General features: G+C 68.3%; 16 protein-coding genes. 3 read left to right on the top strand and 13 right to left on the bottom strand.

What is annotated here, in order from left to right; genetic code table 11:
* Nucleotides 1–17 precede the first annotated feature (17 nt).
* The 9 genes from AC3WLC_RS00280 to AC3WLC_RS00240 form a co-directional block, all read right to left on the bottom strand.
* Nucleotides 18–1,040: an AI-2E family transporter gene (locus tag AC3WLC_RS00280; RefSeq protein ID WP_493681956.1), complete on the bottom strand. Its 1,023-nt coding sequence runs from the start codon at nt 1,038–1,040 to the stop codon at nt 18–20.
* Nucleotides 1,041–1,130: 90 nt separating this feature from the next.
* Nucleotides 1,131–2,186 (bottom strand): patatin-like phospholipase family protein, encoded by a 1,056-nt coding sequence (locus tag AC3WLC_RS00275; protein WP_493681955.1) that lies wholly within the window; start codon nt 2,184–2,186, stop codon nt 1,131–1,133.
* A gap of 43 nt (nt 2,187–2,229) precedes the next feature.
* The gene (locus tag AC3WLC_RS00270) at nt 2,230–2,754 is read right to left on the bottom strand and encodes a DUF1269 domain-containing protein (protein ID WP_493681954.1); all 525 of its coding nucleotides are present in this window, start codon (nt 2,752–2,754) and stop codon (nt 2,230–2,232) included.
* Nucleotides 2,755–2,829: 75 nt separating this feature from the next.
* Nucleotides 2,830–3,963: an efflux RND transporter periplasmic adaptor subunit gene (locus tag AC3WLC_RS00265; RefSeq protein WP_493681953.1), complete on the bottom strand. Its 1,134-nt coding sequence runs from the start codon at nt 3,961–3,963 to the stop codon at nt 2,830–2,832.
* Nucleotides 3,960–7,034, bottom strand: coding sequence for an efflux RND transporter permease subunit (locus tag AC3WLC_RS00260; RefSeq protein ID WP_493681952.1), 3,075 nt, complete (start codon nt 7,032–7,034; stop codon nt 3,960–3,962). The genes AC3WLC_RS00265 and AC3WLC_RS00260 overlap by 4 nt, the downstream gene beginning before the upstream one ends.
* Nucleotides 7,031–8,131 (bottom strand): efflux RND transporter periplasmic adaptor subunit, encoded by a 1,101-nt coding sequence (locus AC3WLC_RS00255; protein WP_493681951.1) that lies wholly within the window; start codon nt 8,129–8,131, stop codon nt 7,031–7,033. Before AC3WLC_RS00255 ends, AC3WLC_RS00260 begins: the two co-directional genes overlap by 4 nt.
* Nucleotides 8,132–8,337: 206 nt before the next feature.
* On the bottom strand, nt 8,338–9,552 hold the full coding sequence (locus AC3WLC_RS00250; RefSeq protein WP_493681950.1) for an MFS transporter: 1,215 nt from the start codon (nt 9,550–9,552) through the stop codon (nt 8,338–8,340).
* Between the two features lie 79 nt (nt 9,553–9,631).
* The gene (locus AC3WLC_RS00245) at nt 9,632–10,576 is read right to left on the bottom strand and encodes a helix-turn-helix transcriptional regulator (RefSeq protein WP_493681949.1); all 945 of its coding nucleotides are present in this window, start codon (nt 10,574–10,576) and stop codon (nt 9,632–9,634) included.
* Between the two features lie 234 nt (nt 10,577–10,810).
* Nucleotides 10,811–11,980, bottom strand: coding sequence for an alpha/beta hydrolase (locus AC3WLC_RS00240; protein ID WP_493681948.1), 1,170 nt, complete (start codon nt 11,978–11,980; stop codon nt 10,811–10,813).
* Nucleotides 11,981–12,333: 353 nt separating this feature from the next.
* Between AC3WLC_RS00240 and AC3WLC_RS00235 the strand changes: the two genes are divergently transcribed.
* The gene (locus tag AC3WLC_RS00235) at nt 12,334–13,767 is read left to right on the top strand and encodes a metal-dependent hydrolase family protein (protein WP_493681947.1); all 1,434 of its coding nucleotides are present in this window, start codon (nt 12,334–12,336) and stop codon (nt 13,765–13,767) included.
* 45 nt (nt 13,768–13,812) lie between these two features.
* On the top strand, nt 13,813–14,160 hold the full coding sequence (locus tag AC3WLC_RS00230; protein ID WP_493681946.1) for a hypothetical protein: 348 nt from the start codon (nt 13,813–13,815) through the stop codon (nt 14,158–14,160).
* Nucleotides 14,161–14,221: 61 nt separating this feature from the next.
* Here AC3WLC_RS00230 and AC3WLC_RS00225 read toward each other — a convergent pair whose 3' ends face one another.
* From AC3WLC_RS00225 to AC3WLC_RS00210, 4 genes are all read right to left on the bottom strand, one after another.
* Nucleotides 14,222–15,247: an amino acid ABC transporter substrate-binding protein gene (locus AC3WLC_RS00225; protein WP_493681945.1), complete on the bottom strand. Its 1,026-nt coding sequence runs from the start codon at nt 15,245–15,247 to the stop codon at nt 14,222–14,224.
* A 44-nt stretch (nt 15,248–15,291) separates the two neighbouring features.
* Entirely contained in the window at nt 15,292–15,930 is a 639-nt protein-coding gene (locus AC3WLC_RS00220) for a L,D-transpeptidase (protein ID WP_493681944.1), read from the bottom strand.
* Between the two features lie 14 nt (nt 15,931–15,944).
* On the bottom strand, nt 15,945–16,451 hold the full coding sequence (locus AC3WLC_RS00215; RefSeq protein ID WP_493681943.1) for a hypothetical protein: 507 nt from the start codon (nt 16,449–16,451) through the stop codon (nt 15,945–15,947).
* Between the two features lie 380 nt (nt 16,452–16,831).
* A complete protein-coding gene (locus AC3WLC_RS00210; RefSeq protein ID WP_493681942.1) occupies nt 16,832–17,098 on the bottom strand; it encodes a YMGG-like glycine zipper-containing protein in 267 nt (88 codons plus the stop codon).
* A gap of 898 nt (nt 17,099–17,996) precedes the next feature.
* On the opposite strand from AC3WLC_RS00210, the gene AC3WLC_RS00205 reads away from it, so the two are divergent.
* Nucleotides 17,997–19,424, top strand: a complete 1,428-nt coding sequence (locus AC3WLC_RS00205) for an FAD-binding oxidoreductase (RefSeq protein WP_493681941.1) — start codon at nt 17,997–17,999, stop codon at nt 19,422–19,424.
* The last annotated feature ends 9 nt before the right edge of the window (nt 19,425–19,433 follow it).

Here is a 19,433-nt window from a genome sequence, read left to right as displayed (position 1 = left end):
ACGCGCTCCCCGCGATCTCAAGCGCGGCCGGCACCCTCCAGAGCAACGTCGTTCTTCTGCGGCGCGCCGAGCAGTTCGGCCAGCCACCGGCTTGACGGATGCAGGGCGCAGAAGGTGATCAGGGCGATGGTGATCGGCACGCCGATGAAGGCGCCGAACACGCCCCAGAGATAGGTCCAGAAGAAGACCGAGAACAGCACGCTCGCCGGTGAGATCGCCAGCGCGTTGCCGGCGACCCGGGGCTCGATATAGCTGCCGACGATGAACTGGATCAGATTCAGGCAGGCGAAGACCGCGATCACCGCCTGCCACGACCCGAACTGCGTCATCGCGAACAGGGTCGGGAAGACGGTGGCGACCAGCGGCCCCATGAACGGGACATAGTTCAGCAGGAAGGCGATGAAGCCCCATTCCGCCGCCAGGGGCAGGCCGACCGACCTGGCGAAGACCCAGACCAGCAGGCCGGTGATCACGCTCATCAGCGTCCGGACCAGCATGTAGCGCCGGATCTTGGCCGCCGTCGCGATACTGCCGTTGAGGAGCAGCTCGCCCACGGTGCGGTTGCGCATTCCCCTGAGCTTGCGGCCGAAATCCTCGACTTCGAGCAGGCCGAGGAGCACGTAGACGAGCACCACCAGCCAGAAGCTCATCGTGCTGTTCAGCCGGCCGCTGATGGTCTGGACCATGCGCAGGATCCAGGCGGTGCTGAAATTCTCCGACCAGACCGATGCGACGGCGATGCCGTGCCCTTCGAGCCAGAGCGTGACCTGCTCGTAGAAGGCCTGGAAGCGGCCGATGTCGCTGACGATCCAGCGGCCGACGCGGCCGAAGGCCCAGGCGATCAGTGAGCCGAAGGCGACGAAGGCGACGACCATGACGAAGAGGCTGATCGCCAGCGCCAGCAGCCGCGGCAGGATGCCTTGCAGCATCTGCTGCAGCGGCCAGATCAGCGCGATGATGAACAGCGCGAAGGCGACCGGCGCGAAGACCGAGCTCGCGGTCGACAGGGCCGCCACCGCCAAGATGATGGCGATGATCACCTGCGCGGCCTGGTGTGCCCCGCCGCCCGTGACGGAGCCGTTCCGTTCCGTATGTGCAGCGGCGGCGGGATCCTTCTGCGAAAGCACCCGTCAGACCCCCTTGGTGAATTCGGCGAGATCGAGGCTCGAGCGCTTGCCGATCTCGTCGCGATGCGCCCGGTAGAACGCCTCGGCGGAGCGCCGGCCTTCATCGTGGAGCATGGTCAGGAAGTCCCATTCGGCATTGAGCTTCGAGGAATAGCCGAGTTCGGTCATGGCGTCGCTGGCGATGCGATGGACACGCATCCTCGCCCAGCGCGCGCCTTCGCCCGCTCCCGCCAGCGCCTCGCGCTGCAGCAGCGCCATCATGCGCAGCTCCTTCAGCAGCACGGCGTTGAAGGAGACTTCGTTGAGGCGGTTCAGGATGTCGCGCGCCGTCCGCGGCGTGTCCGGCCGCTCGACCGGATTGATCTGGACGAGGATCGTGTCGCGCGCATTGCTCTCCTCGATCAGCGGCGTCATCGTCGGATTGCCGGAATAGCCGCCGTCCCAATAGCTCTCGCCGTCGATCTCGACCGCCTGGAACAGGGTCGGCAGGCAGGCCGAGGCGAGCAGCACCTCCGGCGTGATCTCGGCGTTCCGGAAAATCCGGTTGCGCCCCGTCCTGACATTCGTCGCGGAAATGAAGAGCTTGATCGGGCCCTTCGCGATGGCGTCGAAGTCGATGATCCCGGCGAGGATGTCCGTCAGCGGATTCGCGCCCGACGGGTTGAGGGTGTAGGGCGAGACGACTCGGGACATCATGTCCATCGCCACGAAGAGCGGCGAGGTGTCGAGCGTCCAGCGCCCAAGCAGCACGTCGAGCGGCGAGCGCTGGAACGGGCTGAAGCGCGCCGCCTCGGAGACCTTCCGCCAATATCGGTCGAGCGCGTCCCGCGCCCCCTCGCGTCCCCCGGTGGCGTAGCCGGAGGCCAGCACGGCCGCGTTCATCGCGCCGGCCGAGGTGCCCGAGATCGCCTCGATCGTCAGCCAGTCCTCTTCGAGGATCCGGCACAGCACGCCCCAGGTGAAGGCGCCATGCGCGCCGCCACCCTGCAAGGCGAGGTCGATATCGAGCGGTTCGCGCGTCTCGGCAGCGCGGCTGGAAGCGGAAGGCTTCTTGCTCATCGGAGCACCTCTTTGATTCGCGAAGCCTGCCTTCCGCCAGGACTCACGCCCCGGGAGCGCCGGTTTCGGCCGTACCGGCCTCGGCGGCAGCCGAGAGCGCGGCCCGCAGCGCCGCCTCCTTGGTTTCGTCGAAGGAGGTCTGCATCAGCGTGCCGCCGACGCCCTTCAGATCGGCGAGAACCTTGTCCGTGGTCATCTTGCGGATGAGCAGGAACAGGCCCGCCGTGTTCGGCTGCAGGGCCGCGGCGGCGTCCTTCATGAACTGGTCGTTGATGCCGACATCGCTGAGCTTGCCGCCGAGCGCGCCCGAGGCGGCGCCGATCGCCGTGCCGATCAGGGGATTGAGGAAGATGAAGCCGATCAGCGTGCCCCAGAGCGCGCCTGAAGCAGCCCCCGTCGCGGTCAGATTGATCATCTGGTTGAGCTTGACGTGACCCTTGTCGTCCTTGACCACCACGACCGCGTCGCCGAGCTCGATCAGATATTCGCGCTGCAGGGAGAGGACCTTCTGGCGGACCTCCTCCGCCTTCTGCTCGGTCGGAAAGGCGATGAAGACGAGATCGCTCATGTCGATGGCTCCTTTGTCGAGTTGAGACGAAAGACAAAAAATACGGTCAGCCGCGCGGGCCTGGATGCACCGTCCTCACGGCCGCGCCGGCGCTGCCGCGGCTGTCTGCCTGGGCGGCAGCGGCCTGACGCGCTGACCGGGGTGCAGGGCCTGGATGCCGGCCGACACGATCATCTCGCCGGGCGCCAGCCCCTGCGAGAGGATGATCTTGCCGGCATCGAAGCGCAGCACGTCGATATCGCGGAGGGAGACCGTCGATTTGGCGGGATCGACCACCCAGACCGCAGGCGACTGGCCCTGCTGGGTCAGCGCGCTCGCCGGGATCGAGACGATTGCGGCGGTGCGCAGCTCGACCGTGCCGACCACCGTCGCGCCCAGCTGCATCGCCTCCGGCGGATCCTGCAACCCGACCCGGACCTCGAAGGTGCGGGTCACCGGATCGGCTTGCGGCGCGACTTCCCGGATCGAGCCATAGGCGGCCACCGCAGGAGCGTCGGCCAGCACGACGCGGACCCTGGCATCGCTGAGATGGCTGTCGAGCACGCTCGCCGGCACGTTGAACACCGCGTCGCGGCTGTCGTCGCGGGCGATCTGGACGACGATCTGGCCGGGCTGCACCACCTCGCCCGGCTCGATCCGGCGCGCCGTCACGACACCGGCGACATCCGTGCGCAATTCGGTGAAGCCGAGGCGATCGCGCGCCAGTTCGAGCTGCGCCTCGGCATTCTCCAGCGCGGCCTGGGCCGTCTCCTGCGCCCGCCGGGCCTGGTCGTAGCGCGGGCGGGTGGTGAAGCCCTGCGCCATCAGGCGCTCCTGGCGCTCATAGGTGTTGCGCGTCGTGCTGACCTCGCCGCGCGCCGCTTCCAGCGCCGCCTTGGCCGCCGCCAGTGCGTTCTGTTCGAGGGAGGGCTCGAGCCGGGCGATGACCTGCCCCGCCGCCACCCGATCGCCGACATTGACCGGGCGTTCAAGGACCCGGCCACCGACGCGGAAGGCGAGCCCGACATCCTTCTTCGCCTGGATCTCGCCGCTGAACCGGATGTCGTCGGAGAATTGCCCCGCCTCGACGGTGACGACGCCGACTGGCCGCCCCTCCTGCGGCGGAGCCTGCTCGCTGCCGCAGGAGGCGAGCGTCGCCGCGAGCAGCGTGACGGCCGCCATCCGAGCCGAGAGGATCATCGGCATCCGCCTTGTCGCGATCGCGCTCATGCCAGGGAGCCTCCCGCGCTGGCCGGCCGCTTCGCCTCGCCGCGTGCGGCCCCGAAGACGGCGACATAGAGGACCGGCAGGAGAACCAGGGTCAGCACCGTCGCGACCAGCAGCCCGCCCATGATCGCAAAGGCCATCGGCCCCCAGAACACGGTCGGCGCGATCGGGATCATGCCGAGCACGGTCGAGACCGCGGTCAGCATGATCGGCCGGAAGCGCGTGCCGGCGGCATCGATGGCCGCCTCGACGACGCTTTTGCCGGCCGCGCGCTCATCCTCGATCTGCCCGATCAGGATCACCGCGTTCTTGGTGATGATGCCGATCAGAGCGAGGACGCCGAGCAAAGCGACGAAGCCGAGCGGCTTGCCGGAGAGCAGCAGCGCCGCGACGACGCCGATCAGCCCGAGCGGCGCGATGCTGAGCACGATCGCAAACAGCCTGAAGCTCTTGAGCTGCGCCATCAGCACGGTGAACATGATCAGCAGCATCACCGGCACCACGGCGATGACGGAGGCCTGCGACTTGGCGCTTTCCTCGACAGTGCCGCCGACGGTGATGCCGTAGCCGGCCGGCAGGGTCTTGCGCAGTGCCTCGATCGAGGGTTGCAGCGCCGAGACCACGGCATCCGGCAGGACGCCCGGCGTCACATCGGCCGCGACCGTCAGGTTCGGCACGCGATCGCGCCGCCAGATCAGCGGGGTATCGAGCCCGTAGCTGAAGCTGACGAACTGCGAGACCGGCACCGAGCGGCCGCTCGGCAGCGCCACCTGCATGCTGCGCAGCGTGTCGAGCGAGGCACGCTCGGCGTCCTGGGCCCGCACGACGACGTCGACCAGATAGATGGAATCGCGCACCTGCGTCACGACCGTGCCGGAGACGACCGTGTTGACGATCGCGGCGACGGCGGCCGAGCTCAGGCCAAGCCGGCGCGCCTCGTCCTGGTCGACGCGCAGGCGCAGCTCCCGCGCGGGCTCGATCCAGTCGAAATTGATCTGGCGAGCGTTGGGATTGGCCGCGACGACCTGCGCCAGTCGGAAGGCGATCGAACGGACCTCGGCGGTGTCGGGGCCGCTCACCCGGTATTGCACCGGCCAGCCGACTGGCGGGCCGAGCTCGAGCGGCGAGACGCGCCCGACCACGTTCGGAAAATCCTTGGCGAGCAACGCTTCCAGCTTCTTCTGCAGCCGCTCGCGCGCCGGCACGTCCCTGGCGACGATCACCGCCTGGCTGAAGAAGTCGTTCGGCAGTCGCGCGTCGAGCGGCAGGTAGAAGCGGATCGCACCGCGGCCGACATAGGTGCTCCAGCGCTCGACGTCGGGGTCGCCCTTGAGCGAGGCTTCGACGCGGTTGACGAGGTCCTCGCTGGCATAGATCGAGGCGTTCTGCGGCAAGGTGAGGTCGACCAACAATTCAGGCCGGTCCGAGGCCGGAAAGAACTGCCGCGGCACCAGCGGCAGCGCCAGGATCGCGGCCGCGAACAGGCCAAGCGTCACCGCGATGGTGATCCAGCGCAGCCGGATCGCGCCCGAAAGCAGCGAACGGAAGCCGCGCTCGACGCGGCCCGGCCCCTTGGCCTGCCCCGAGGCCTCGGGCGCCTTCAGCATGGCGACGCCGAGCACCGGCGCGAACAGGACGGCCACGAACCAGGAGACGACCAGCGCGATCGTCACCACCGCGAAGAGCGAGAAGGTGTATTCGCCGGCCGAGCTCGCGGCGAAGCCGATCGGCACGAAGCCGGCGATCGTCACCAGCGTGCCGGCCAGCATCGCGGTCGCGTATTTGTCGAAGGCGAAGGTCGCCGCCTTCAGCTTCTGCTCGCCCGCGGCGAGCCGCGTGACCATGGCGTCGGTCGTGGTCATGGCGTCGTCGACGAGAAGGGCCAGCGCGATGATCAGGGCGCCGAGCGAGATGCGCTGCATGTCGATGCCGGCCACCAGCATGCAGGCGAAGACGATGGCGAGCGTCAGCGGGATGGCGAGCGCAACGACCAGCCCCGGCCGCACACCGAGGCTAATGAAGCTGACGACCATGATGATGCCGACGGCCTGCCAGAGCGACATCATGAAATCGTCGATCGCATGCGAGACCGTGACGGCCTGGTCAGCGACCAGATGCGGCTCGATCCCGAGCGGCAGACCGGCGGTGACCGTGGCCATCGCCGTCTTGATGTTGCGGCCGAGCGCCAGGATGTCGCCGCCGTCGCGCATGGCGATGCCGAGGCCAATCGCCTCGCGCCCGTTGACGCGGAACATCGGCGTCGGCGGATCGACCTGACCGCGCCTGATGCTGGCAATGTCGGCGAGCCGCACCATCCGGTCACCGACCGGGAAGTTGATGTTCAGGAGGTCGGCCTCGGACTGGAAGGCGCCGGAGACGCGCACCGAGAAGGTCTCGTCCTGCGTCTGGATCTGGCCTGCCGGCCGAACCACGTTCTGGGCCTGCAGGGCCGCGAGCAGCGATGCGCGGTCGAGACCGAGATTGGCGAGCTCCCGCACCGAGAACTCGATGAAGATGCGCTCGTCCTGCGCGCCGACGATCTCGATCTTCGAGACGTCGGGCACGAGCAGCAGCCGCGACCGGATCGTCTCGACCTGGTCGCGCAGCTCGCGATTGGTGAAGCCGTCCGAGGTGAAGCCGTAGATGATGCCGAAGGTATCGCCGAACCGGTCGTTGAAGAACGGCCCGAGCGTGCCTGTCGGCAGCGTATGACGCATGTCGGCGATCAGGTTGCGCACCCTGTACCAGGTGTCCTGGACCTGGCGGCCGGGCACCTCGCCCTTGAGGTTGACGAAGATCGTCGTCACGCCGGGCCGGGTGAAGCTGCGCACGCTGTCGAGGCCGGGCGTCTCCTCGATCTGCCGCTCGAGGCGCTCCGTCACCTGGCTCAGCGTCTCCTCCATGCTGGCCCCGGGCCAGACCGCGGAGACCACCATCGTCTTGATGACGAAGGCCGGATCTTCGTTGCGGCCGAGCCTGATGAAGGCGAAGACGCCGGCGACGACCGCCATCACCATCAGGTAGATCACGACCGAGCGGCTCTTCAGCGCCCATTCCGACAGGTTGAAGTTCATCGCGATTCGGCTCCGATCAGGCGCACCTGCTGGCCTTCGCGGAGAAGCCCGGCGCCGGCCGTGACGACGATGTCGCCGACCTGCAATCCCTTGGCGATCTCGGCGGTCGCCGGATCCGTGTTCGCGAGATCGAGCCTGCGCAGCGAGACGGTCAGGCTCTTGGGATCGACCACCCAGGCGCCGACGGCGCCGTCGCGCCGTGCCAGGGCCGTCGCCGGGATAGCGATCGCCCCGCTGCCCTCGGCCCGGACCGAGCCGGAGACGGCCGCGCCCAGCCGGAAGGCCGGCGCCGGATCGCTGAGCCCGACCCTGATCCGGAAGGTCCGGGTGACCGAATCGGCTTGCGGCGCGATCTCGCGCACCCGGCCGGCCGCTTCCGCGCCCGCCTCCCCGCTCAGCGCGACCCGCACCGGCATGCCGGGCGCCAGCCGGCGCGCCAGCTCCGCCGGGATCTCGAACACCGCGTCGCGGCCGTCCCGCCGCGCCAGCTGCAGGATCATCCGGCCGGCGGCGACGACCTCGCCGGGCTCCGCGCCGACGCGGGTGACGATGCCCGGGGCATCGGCCTTCAGCGTGGTGAAGCCGACAACGTCCTGCGCCGAGCGGACGCGTGCCTGCGCCGCCTCGACCTGCGCGCGGGCGGCCGTCAGCGCCTGTTGCGCGCTCTCGAAATCCGCCTGCGTGGTGATGTGGCGCTGGAGCAGATGGCGCTGCCGCTCGAACTGGTTCTCCGCCTTGCGGAGGGCGCCCTGCGCCGCACTCGCCGCCGCCTGGGCCGAGCGCAGATCATTGAGCTCGTTCTCGGGATCGAGCCGCGCGACGACCTGGCCCTCGCGGACGCTCGCGCCCACCCCGACCAGGCGCTCGGACAGGCGGCCACCGATGCGGAACGCCAGTGCAGCCTGGTCCTGAGCCTCGACATGGCCGGTGAAGCTGAGATCGGGCGCCTGGCGCGGCGGCTCGACGGTCACGGTGCGCACGAAACGCACCGGTGGCGGCGGCGCCTGTTCCTCGCTGCTGCAGGAGGCGAGGACGAGCGCGATCACCCCCGCGGCCACGAGGCGGCCCGGGCCGGATGAAGCTCCATCGCGCTTCATGCCCGCTCCCCGGCAGCCTCCCGCTCCTGCGGTGGCGCATCCTGGCGCCAGAAGCCTCGCCGCTGCATCGTATTCTCCCCCTGGGCAGTCACGTCCCGAATGTCCGCAAGCGCGCTCGCGGACTACGAAACCGTCCGGGACGACATCCCGACGCTAGCAACACCAGCTGGGACACGGATCAGCTCAGAATCCCAACTCTGGACCGATCATCCCATTGTTGGGGAACCGCCTCGCCGCGATGGCGGCTCTCCGGCCGTCATGCGGCTCAGCCCGAAAGCGACCAGCACCAGGAGCACCAGCCCAGTCGCAGCCACTGCGGTCATGACGAGATAGATTTGTTCGCCCCAGCTCTCGTAGAGCTGGCCGGACAGCGTCGTCAGCAGAGCCATGACACCGGCCCAGCCGCCGGCGAGCCAGGCCTGGGCGCTGGCCTGCATCCGGCCCGGCGCCAGCCGCGACAAAAGGAAGATGCTGCCGAGATGGGTGGCGCCGAACGTCACGCCATGCAGCAGCTGCAGGCCGATCAGGGCCGCGGAGCCCGGATCCTGCGACATCCCCGCCCAGCGCAGGGTCGCGGTCCCTGCCGCCGCTACCAGCAGCCAGGCCGCGCTGGCCGCGCCGCTCATCCGGTAGCCGAGGAAGGCGAACAGGGCGACCTCGGAGAGGACGCCGAGCGCCCATAGCCCGCCCATGGCCGCACCGGACATGCCAGCCGCCTGCCAATGCAGCGTGCCGAAGCCGTAGAATGCCCCATGGCTCGCCTGCACGAGCGCAGCACCGGCGATCGTGCCGACCAGGAGCAAAGCGGGCGCCGGCCACGCTTCGTCGTTCTCGCCCTCGACGACGACCGAACGATTCGGCACCGCCGCCATGCAGCCGGCAGCCGCGACCGCTGTGAAGATCGCCGAGATCAGCAGCAGCACGATCACGAAATTGGCGGAGAACCATTCCAGCGACCAGCCGGCCGCGAGGTTGGCGGCGGCAAAGCCGAGCGAGCCCCACAGCCGGACGCGCCCATAGATCAGCTCGGAGCGCTCGGCTTCGGCAAGGCGCCCCAGCGTCATGGCGTCGGCCAGCGCAATCAACGGCCCTTGCGCCATGGCGATGGTGACGACGACGAGAAGAATGGCCCACAGGCCGTTCGCGACAGCCAGGAGCCCGGTGCCCGCGGCGACCAGAAGCGCGCACGCCGTGAGGACGAGGGAAATGCGGCCGCTCCGATCGGCGAGCGCCCCGACCATGGGATTCGCCAGGATCCGGGTCAACAGGGGAACCGCCACGACGATGCCGATCGCGCTGCTATCGAGGGACTGCGCCTTCAGCCAGATCGGGAAGAACGGCAGATTGACCCCGAGTTCGAAGAACAGGCAGGCATAGAGCAGCGCCAGCCGGACGACAGGTACGCCGGGCGTGGACGTCACCGGGACTTGGAGCGAAACGGATGCGATCCTGGCCAGCCCGCCGGCCCGCTTCCGGACAAATGCGCAGAATGCCACGAAGTCAGCCCGAGACCGGCTCCTCGGCGACCAATCGGACGAATCCGCGCTCGCGCGCTTCCGTCGGGCTGCAGCCGAATTCCCGCCGGAAAGCCCGGCTGAACGTGGAATGGTCGGCAAAACCGACCTCGTTGCCGATGGCGTGGATGGACAGGGCGGACCGATACGAACTCAGCTGGAGATGCGCCTCGCGCAGGCGCTCCTTGTTGATGAAATGGGCGACGCCGCCGCTGCTCTCGAACAGCCGATACAGTTTCGAGCGCGACATCGCCAGCAGCCGGGCGAGGCGTTCCGGCCCGAAATCCGGGGAGGCCATGTTCTGACGCACCAGGGCGCGCGCCCTGTCGATCAGCACCGAACTCGGAAGGTGCTGCGTCAGCTCCCGGCCGGACGGATGGGACGCGACGCAGGCGGCGACGAGGGCCTTGGTCGGCATCTCCAGACTGGCGGCGTATTCGGGCGAGACATAGCGCAATTGCCGGACAAGATTGTCCATGTAGCCGCTGAGCAAGGGCGCGAGCTCGCGCCTCGGCTCGAGGCCATGGGCTTCGTCGAAGCGCTGCTGGTCGGCGGCGCCACTGTCGCGTGGCAGATAGAGCGTGATGACCTCGGTGTCCCGGGCCTGCCCCTCGAAGGGCAGCGCCAGCGAGCGGAAGCTCAGGTGCTGGGACGAGCTGCCGTCAGCCGCGGTCGTCCGCGCCAGCACCACGCACCAATGGTCGAGATAGGACTTAGGGCGGTGCCGCCATTGCCGGCCCGGCGCCCCTTCATAGACCACATGCGTCAGGATGAGCTCGCCCAGGGTCCAGGATGAAAACTCGGCGACGAATCCCGTCGATCGCTCGTCCGACGGAAAAAGTTCGATCGTGTTCTTGTGCAGGGAACGCCAGGCATCGAACTGATCGCTCGCCTGCAGTCCCGCTGTACAAAAATGCGTCACGGCAAACATGCTGACATTCCTCTTCTCCCCGCCACAAGAGAACGTCGGCACAAAGTGCTCCGATCGCCCGTAGTTTGCGATTCCGGCGCAATTGCGGAACGAATCTTACCGCTGATCAGATCAGGAAACCTTGTCCTAGATCAAACGGCTCCCGAAAAACAATATTGCTAAAAATATACTTGAAACTTCAAACAGTTGTCAGAGTATCACCCTAGACGCCTCCAGCGTCAACCCTAGGGATGGCTAAGGTGTCGCCGCGTCGAAGACGCGAATCGGCGCAGTGACCAGGAGGCTCGCGGCAGAGCCGATCACCCCTGCCGCCGCAAGCGGCGCCGGGACGTCCGAATCGGTGATCACCTGCCCCTGCAGCAGCCTGCCGCCAATTAGGCGCACCGCATCCGGGCTCGCCGCGAAGAGATCGTGGTTCAAGCGGTCACCGGCATTGATCGCCGAGAGGTCGATCACCGTGATCCCGGACAGCCCGGCGAACTGGCTGCGATATTCCTCGCGCGTCGGATCGATGCCGCCGAGCCGCGTCGCGCCGCGCGCGATGAAGCGAGAGACCTGCAAGGCGCGGTCGTGCTGCGCAGTGAACAGGGTGATCTGCGGCCGCTTAGACCCCATCTCCTCGACCTGACGCCGGAAGACCCCGGTATCGAGATCCGGCGAGGCCAGGATGAGGTTGCTGATCTTGCTGGGCACGCCGCCATCCCTCAGCGCGATCTGCCTGACGGCCTCGACGGCAGGCCAGCTTCCCATCGAATGCGCCAGGATCACGATCTCGCGAACCGAGGGCGCCGCGACGGCCATCCTGAGCAGGTCCGCCAGGTCGGAGCGCGAATAGGAGGCGTTGTCGAAGTCGCGGCTATAGTCGAGCAGGTAGCCGCGCGAGGGCCAGGAGAACAGGACCGGGGCGGCGTGGGCATCGGCGTCGTGCGCCAGCTGCGCGAAGCGGAAGACTGCGCGGTCGAACGGCGTGTTGAAGCCATGCACGAACACGAAGACCCGCTTCGAACGACCGCTCGTCGACCTGAACCAGTCGGCAATCCGTGCCTTCGGCAGCGGCGTCGAGGCGGTGACGACGAAATCCGTCGCGGGATTGCCCGGAACCGAGCGCGGCAGTTGGACGGTGCCGATCTCGCGCTCGCGCGGGATCGACACGACGATATTCCTGAATGAAACGCCCTCGCCCCGCTCGCCGCTGAACAGCACCCCGGGATCGGCCGAGGGCGCGCGCGTCGTGGCCGCCAGCATGTTGACGCTATCCGTACCAGGAGCCGGGGCCACCGGCTGCAGCAGTCCCTGCGGCGTCGAGCAGGCCGCCAAAATGGCCGTGAGCACGAGAGCCAGGATCGTGGCCGAACGGGCGCGGACCGGGCGTGGGCACCGTGCCGACCGCTTCTGATCGCTCATCGCGAAGCTCCCCGCCATTCTCCTCGCGCGATCACGCACCTCGATTCGCCCGGTCGGCGATGCCGAGAGTTCCATGCGCGGCGCGACCGTAGGAAACCGTCCCGATGGCGGCAAGTCCGGGCTCTCCATGTCGCGGCAACGGGCTCGTTTCCGGGACGCAAAGCCAAAGCCCGGGATTCTCAGTCAATGCCTTTGCGGCCCACGGCTCTAGGATGAGCCATCGCGCTTCGCGCTCCCGCCGGCGCGGAAAACCGCGCCAAACCGACGGGCGAACGCCTCGCCACCCGTGTTCGATTCGCAGCGCACCGGCCGGGCGCGCCTCGCATCGACGATCCGACGACCCGGAGGACAGCATGATCCGCGTGGGCAAGAAGTACCAGCACCTGACCCATGGCGCCCATTGCGCCTGCACCAGCGCCACGCTCGAGCAGGCTTCCCGCCGCCTCGATGCGTTCACCCGCCGGGGCCTTCTGGGAAGCGTGCTCGCCCTCGCCGGCGCCGCGGCCACGCCGACTCTGGCCCAGAGCCCGCCCGCCAAGGTCCTGTTCCGGCAGGTCAGGCTCTTCGACGGCAAGTCGAACGGCCTGGTGAACGCGCAGGTGCTGGTCGAGGGCAACCGCATCGCAGCGGTCGACACCGGCAATGCGGCCCCGCCCGCGGATGCGACGGTCATCGACTGCGCAGGCCGGATGCTGATGCCCGGCCTGATCGACATGCATTGGCATACGCTGTTCTGCGCCGTCCCGATCACGGCCCTGCTGTCGGGCGATCCCGCCGCCATGTTCACGAGCTCCACGGCCGAGGCCAACCGCACCCTGCAGCGCGGCTTCACCACCGTGCGGGACCTCGGCGGGCCGGTCTTCTCGTTCAAGCAGGCGATCGACAACGGCGTGATCCCGGGACCGCGCATCTTCCCGTCCGGGGCGATGATCACCACGACCGGCGGGCATGCCGACCTGCGCATGCCCAGCGACGTCCCGCGCGACCCGGCCCGCCTCAGCATGTTCGAGACTATCGGCGGGGCAATCACCGACAGCGTCGGCGAGATCAGGATGAGGGTCCGCGAGCAGCTCTTCCAGGGTGCCTCGCAGATCAAGCTGGTCGGCGGCGGCGGCGTTTCCTCGCCGCGCAGCCCGCTGGACATGACGACCTTCAGCGAGGACGACCTCAAGGCGGCCGTGGCCATCGCCCGCGACTGGAACACCTATGCCGCGGTCCACGCCTATGCGCCCGAAGCCATCCGGCGCGCCATCTCCGCCGGTGCCGCCTGCATCGAGCACGCTCACCTGATCGACGAGCAGACGGCGCAGCTCATGGCGGAGAAGGGTATCTGGCTCAGCACGCAGCCCTTCACGAGCGAAGCCGATTCCGCCCCCCTGACCGGGCCGAGTCGCGAGCGGATGCTTGAGGTCTTCGCCAATACGCCGAGGCTCTACGGGCTCGCCCGCAAGTACGGGCTGAAGACCGCCTGGGGCTCGGACCTGCTGTTCTCGCCGGCGATCACCCACCGCCAGGGCGTGATGCTGACCCATCTCACCCAGTGGTACAGCAATGCCGAGGCGCTGCGCATGGCGACCTCGGTCAATGCCGAGCTTCTCGCTTTGTCCGGCCCGCGCACGCCTTATCAGGGCAAGCTCGGCGTCATCGAGCCTGGCGCGCTGGCCGATATCCTGGTGGTCGACGGAAATCTGCTCGACGACATCAAGCTCATCGAGCAGCCCGGCAAGAACCTCGCCGTCATCATGAAGGACGGAGCGATCTACAAGAATGCGATCAGCCGTGGCTGAGCAGGCATCGGGCCGGCGGCATTCGCTTGCACCACGACAACAGGCATGATCATCGTGCCGCGGCGCCTCCTTGCGGCGCGGATGACGATGACGATACGTGACGGGATACAGATGGAACGCAGGGCTTTTTTGACCGCACTTCTCGGCGGGTTGCTGGCCGCCACCACAGCCGGCGCCGCATCGATCGATGAACGCCCCGCAGCGGCGACCGGCGCGCTCGACGCGCAGGATGCCGAGTTCATGCAGGGGCCGCCGCAGCCGAGGGCGCCGGGCGCTGCCACCGTCCCGGCTCGCCATGGCGCACCCAGGCCGGCGCGCCGGAAGAACTGGCATCGCTATCGCCAGCGCACCCGCCGGCCGCTGCCGCCGCCGCCCCGGCACCGCGGGCGCTGACGGCACCTGATTGAGCAGTCCCGCCGTTTTTTGGACCGCGGGACTGTCCGGAATGTCCGGTCTAGCGCAGCGGCGGCGCGTAGAGCACGCCGCCCATGCTCCAGAGCTGGTTGAGGCCGCGCGGGATGCCGAGCTTCGAGCCGGTACCGAGATTGCGCTCATAGATCTCGGCATAGTTCCCGCCCGCCTTGACGGCCCGGACCGCCCAGTCCGCCTCAAGGCCGAGCGCCTTGCCGAAGCCGCCCTCAGCCCCGGTGAAGCGGCGCACATCCGGCTTCTGCGACTTGAGCGCCTCGTCGAGATTCGCAGTGGAGATGCCGAGTTCCTCGGCATTGACCAGCGCGAAATTCACCCAGCGCACCATCGTGAACCAGGGGAAGTCGTCGCTGCGGACCACCGGCCCGAGCGGCTCCTTCGAGATCACATCCGGCAGCACGATCGCCTCGGCGGGCTTGGCCAGCCTGAGCCGCTCGCCATGCAGCGCCGACTGGTCGCGGGTCAGTGCGTCGCATTGCCCACCCTCGAAGGCGGCGAAGGCCTCGGCCGCGCTCGGATAGACCTTCTCCTCATAGGTCATCGAATTGGCCTTGAAGAAATCGGCGAGGTTGAGCTGCGTGGTCGTGCCGGCCTCGACGCAGATCTTCGCCTTGTCGAGCGACAGGGCCGTGTCGACCTTGAGCGCCCGCTTCGCCAGGAAGCCCTGGCCGTCATGATAGGTGATGCCCGCAAAGGCCAGGCCGAGCTCGGCCTCGCGTCCGAGCGTCCAGGTCGAGTTGCGCGCCAAGAGGTCGACCGTGCCGGCCTTCAGCGCATCGAAGCGCTGGCTCGCCGACAGCGGGGTGAAGGCGACCTTGCCGGCATCGCCGAGCACGACCGCCGCGACGGCGCGGCAGAAATCGACGTCGAAGCCGCGCCAGGCGCCCTGGGCATCCTTCTCCGAGAAGCCGATCACGCCTTCACTGACGCCGCATTGCAGCGTGCCGCGCTGCTTGACGGTATCGAGCGTGCCGGCGGCGGCTGGAAGGGCCAGGCCGATGAGGGCGGCAAGGCCGAGACCGCTGCGGGCAATCCAGGAAACCTTCGACATGTCTGTCCGTTCCTTCTGCAGGTCGGCGGAGGGGGCGGGGGCGGTCACAGCGTCGCCTTGTGGCGGATGATGACCTTGGTGCCGACCGGCACGCGCTCATAGAGGTCGGAGATGTCGCCATTGGCGAGCCGGAAGCAGCCCGACGAGATCGCCTGGCCGATCGTCTCCGGCTGGTTGGTGCCGTGGATGCGGAAGACGGTCGAGCCGAGATAGAGCGCGCGCGAGCCCATCGGATTGCCGGGGCCACCGGCCATGAAGCGCGGCAGATAGGGCTGGCGCTGCAGCATCTCCGGCGGCGGGCGCCAGTCCGGCCATTCCGCCTTGCGGCTGACCTGGACCTGGCCGGACCAGGTGAAGCCCTCGCGGCCGACGCCGATGCCGTAGCGCAGGGCACGGCCATTGCCCTGCACCACATAAAGGAAGCGCTCGCCCGAATGGATCACCACGGTGCCGGGCGCCTCATGCGAGCGAAACAGCACCATCTGGCGGGCGTAAGGGCCATCGGTAATGCTGACCTCCTCGGTCGAGACGCGGCCCGGCTCGTCGCCGATGTCCATCGTCTCCTGCAGCGCCGCCGGCGGGCGCGGCTGCGCCCCCGCGACGCCCTGCAAGGCGAGGACGGGCGCCAGCGCGAGACCGGAGAGGAGCAGCCCATGCAAGGCTGTGCGAATGATCTGGTTCATCTGATCGCCTCCGTTCAGCCGCAGCGGCTGTAGATGAAGGTGCCGTAGCGGGCATGCGCATCGGGATCGACGAAGCGCATCACCAGCTCCTTCGGCTTCACCGAGAGCAATTCGCGGTCCTGCGGATCGCCGGCCGGCGCCTCGAAGCCGACATAAGTCTTGCCGCCGGCGCCTGCCTTCAGCCTGAGCTCATAGGGCTTGGGATCGTCGGCGACATGCATCATGACCCCGTCGCCGGGGCCTTGCGTGATGACGTAGGGCTGCTTGCATTGCGAGCGCGCCTCCGCCTCGGTGCGCTTGCGGTCCTTCTCGGTATGGAAAGATGCGATGCCCCAACGCCCGACCAGGGCGTCGCGCGAGACCCCGGCCGGGGCGGGCGCACGCGCCGCGCTGCCCGAGGAGGAGGACAACCCCTCGCCGCCGCCGCAGCCGGCCAGCAGGAACGGCAGCGCGATGCCGCATGCCACGGCGCCCGCGGATCGCCACCGCGTGGTTTGAGCACGTCCGAGTTCGATCGTCATCGTTCCTCCTTGCAACCTGATAGTCTTTGCAGCGCTGCCTTCCCGGCCCCGCCATGCGCGTCCGTTCCCGGCTGGCGGGATACCCTGGATCGTCGGGACGGCCGGCCATCGCCGCGCCGATCATCCCGCCTTTCCGAGAGCAGTACGGGCAGCGCATGAGAGCCGCAAAGGCCGCCGCGATCAACCCGCCCGCGGCCAGCGCCGCCTCCGTCGGCTTTCGGACGAGCGCGATGAGGAGGAATCTCTGGTCCTTGGCGGAGAGGTGCACCCCTGTCCCGAAGTGCGCTCAGGCCAGGACAGGCCGAGCGAGTTCATCCGCCGATCGGCAAGACACCGCCGGCCTCGCACGACAGGCCGGAGGACGAACAGCTCATGGGAGGTCAGGGGCAGCGCGCCTCGAACACGCGCCCGTCGCGATCACGGTAGAGGCAGTTGTTGGGCGTGGTCGCCCGGCCGATCACGGCACCGGTGATGCCACCGACCGCCGCCCCGATCGCCGCGCCGCGGCCGCCTCCCGCGATACCGCCGATGACGGCGCCCGTTCCGGCACCGATAACCCCTCCGCCAAGCGTCCGTTGATCGGCCGAATCGGGATTGCATCCCGCAAGCGCCAAGCCGATGGCGAAGACCGCAAGTTTCCAGCGCATCCCGGTTGCCTCCTCCCGAAGCGAGGGCTCTCAAGTCGCGCAGGAATCGCGCCCGACGACGATGAACCGCCATCGCGTCGCCTCCCGAGGCCGCGGCGAGCGTAGATCGCGGAACCAAAAATACATCCTCCAGAAATCCCAGAATCTGTACTCACAATCCCAAACACAGAAAATCCGGACACCTGGAACAAATCGCCTCGCGTGCGCAAGCATCGAAGTGCCCGGACGCCGCCCTTGTCGATGATCTCATGCAACGAATGCGATGCGAATTGCTCTCACTACGATAGCTCGCCTAGTATCACCTATCCGCGGCGAGCAGGGGGCGCCTCGATTATGGACAGACGATCATTTTTGTTTGCGATGCTCGCAGCCGGATCCGGGCTCGCGGCAGGCCTGGTGGCGGCGGACGCTTCCGCCGCGACGCCAGCGGTCGCTTCGTCCCTGGACGACGTCATCGCGGCGCTTCCCGATAGCGCGCAGGCGGATTGGTCCCAGCACCGCGGCCGGCACCGGCATGGTCCTCCGCCCCATCATCGCAGGCACCATCGCCGCAGGCGCAGGGTCTGCCGCACGTTTCGGGACGGCTTCGGCCGGCGCGTCACGCGCTGCCATTGGGTCTGGGTCTGAACCCGTCCGATCTCGACGAGGCTGGCGCCGCAAGGCGCCAGCCATCCGGCGCTCGCATCTCCGGCATCCGGGCGATGCTTTCCCAACAGCGCTAGTTCACGCGCCCGTCGCCCCTCGCAACTGAACGGCTGGACCCTTTTCGTCGCGCGAACGAGTGTCCGCTTCGCGTGAAAATACTTTATTGCATCGGAGCCGTCGCGATCGCGCAGATCCGGCTGTTCCGCCATGTCCAACCCTAACGATTCCAGACGCAACGATCCCGGAGAGCGCTTTGCCTTCCTCCCCTCCTGCCGACCTCCTTGCCGAACTCGAAGCCATGATCGGTGCGGAGCATGTCCTCACCGCCGCCGAGGCGATCGCGCCCTATTGCGAGGACTGGCGCGGCCGGCGGCACGGCATAGCCCGCGCGGTGGTGCGGCCCGCCAGCGTGGAAGAGGTCGCGAAGATCGTCGACTGGAGCCGGCGCCATCGCGTGCCGCTCGTCCCGCAGGGCGGCAATACCGGGCTGGTCTATGGCGGCATTCCCGATGAGAGCGGGCAGGCGGTCGTCGTGCAGCTCGGCCGCATGAACCGCGTGCGCGCGCTCGACACCGCCGACGCCGTCGCCATCGTCGAAGCCGGCGTCATCCTGCAGACCCTGCAGCAGCGCGCGGCGGAGGCGGGCCTGTTCTTCCCCGTCAGCCTCGCCGCCGAAGGCAGCTGCCAGATCGGCGGCACCATCGCCACCAATGCCGGCGGCACCGCCGTGCTGCGCTATGGCAACATGCGCGACCAGGTGCTCGGCCTGGAGGTCGTCCTGCCGGACGGGCAAATCTGGAACGGGCTGCGCACCTTGCGCAAGGACAATACCGGCTACGACCTCAAGCATCTCTTCATCGGCTCGGAAGGCACACTCGGCATCGTCACCGCCGCCGCGCTCAAGCTGCATGCGGCGCCACGCTCGCGCGCCACGGCGCTGGCGAGCGTGCGCGACTTCGCCGCCGCGGTGCGCCTGTTCCAGCTCGCTCGCGAGCACGCGGCCGATGTCCTCTCCGGCTGCGAGTGCTTCACCGAGGCCTGCCGCGCGCTGGTCGAAACCCACGCCCCCCATGTCGCCCAGCCCGCCCTGCGCGGCGGCGTCTATGTCCTGCTGCAGCTCGATGCGGCCTCGCCCGAGATCCCGCTCGACGCCATCCTCGAAGGCATCCTCGCCGCCGGCTTCGAACAGGACATCGTCGATGATGGCGTCATCGCCCAGTCCCTGGCGCAGGCGGAGCAGCTCTGGGGCCTGCGCGAGAACATCACCGAGGCGCAGAAGCGCGCCGGGCCGAGCTTCAGCCACGACGTCTCGACGCCGATCAGCGCGATCCCGGATTTCGTCGAACGCTGCCTTGCCGCCTTGCAGGCGCTCGACCCCGGCCTGCGGCCGGTGGTGTTCGGCCATATCGGCGACGGCAACCTGCACTTCAACATCCTGGCGCCGGCCGGGCTCGACCCAAATCAGCGCGGCGCTCTCCAAAAGAAAGTCGAGACCGCGCTCTACGATCTGGTTGCCGCCTACAAGGGCAGCATCAGCGCCGAGCACGGCCTCGGCGAAATGAAGCGCGACCTGATCGAGCACTACCGCCCGAGCCTCGATTCCACGCTGATGCGCGCCGTCAAACGGCAATTCGACCCGTCGAACCTGATGAACCCCGGCAAGGCGGTTCGGCTGCCCTGACGCCGCGAC

This window comes from Allobosea sp. GW821-FHT03A12 (assembly GCF_058986765.1).
Note: the sequence above shows the minus strand (reverse complement) of the source record. Positions and strands in the feature narration are given on the sequence as shown.